Below are 968 nucleotides of genomic sequence, written 5' to 3'. Positions count from 1 at the left end.
TCGATGGCGCGGTTGAAGTCGGCCAGCGCTTCGTCGTACCGCTCCATCTTCCCGTACGTCAGGCCGCGGTTAGTGATGGCCGAGGCATCATCGGGGTTGAGTTCGATGGCGCGGTTGAAGTCGGCCAGCGCTTCGTCGTACCGCTCCATCTTCCCGTACGTCAGGCCGCGGTTAGTGATGGCCGAGGCATCATCGGGATTGAGTTCGATGACGCGGTTGAAGTCAGCCAGCGCCTTGTTGTAGCGCCCCATCAGGGAATGTATCTCGCCCGTATGAGTGAGAACCCAGACGGCTTCGGGGTCGAGTTGGATGGTGCGGTTGAAGTCGGCCAGCGCTTCCTCGTAGCGCTCTGTGGTGAGAAGCGTCTCACCGCGGCCAGCAAAGGCCCAGGCGGCTTCGGGCTTGAGTTGGATAGCGCGGTTGAAGTCGGCCAGCGCCTCGTCGTAGCACTCCATGAACCGGTACGTCATGCCGCGATTGGTGATGGCCCAGCCATCAGCGGGGTCGAGCTCAATGACGCGGTTGAAGTCGGCCAGCGCCTCGTCGTACCGCTCCATCTCCCGGTACGTCATGCCGCGATTGGTGATGGCCCAAGCACTAGCGGGGTCGAGCTCGATGACGCGGTTGAGGTCGGCCAGCGCCTCGTCGTACCGCTCCATCTCCCGGTACGTCATGCCGCGATTGGTGATGGCCCAAGCACTAGCGGGGTTGAGTTCGATGGCACGGTTGAGGTCGGCCAGCGCCTCGCCATAACGCTCCATCTCCCGGTACGTCACGCCGCGATTGGGGATGGCCCAGCCATCATCGGGGTTGAGTTCGATGGCACGGTTGAAGTCGGCCAGCGCCTCGTCGTACCGCTTCATCAACCGGTACGTCACGCCGCGGTTGGCGGTGGCCCAGCCATCATCGGGGTTGAGTTCGATGGCACGGTTGAAGTCGGCCAGCGCCTCGTCGTAGCGCTTCATCAG

1 protein-coding gene is annotated in these 968 nt (G+C 63.1%); it reads right to left on the bottom strand.

What is annotated here, in order from left to right:
- Positions 1-965: tetratricopeptide repeat protein (locus AB0H84_RS42040; RefSeq protein WP_357617484.1), on the bottom strand; the 965-nt coding region annotated here is incomplete at its 3' end.
- Positions 966-968: the final 3 nt, after the last annotated feature.

This window comes from Nonomuraea sp. NPDC050786 (assembly GCF_040654115.1).
In the GTDB taxonomy this organism is placed as follows: domain Bacteria; phylum Actinomycetota; class Actinomycetes; order Streptosporangiales; family Streptosporangiaceae; genus Nonomuraea.
The sequence above is the reverse complement of the archived record's forward strand: the minus strand, read 5'-3'. Positions and strand labels throughout refer to the sequence as shown.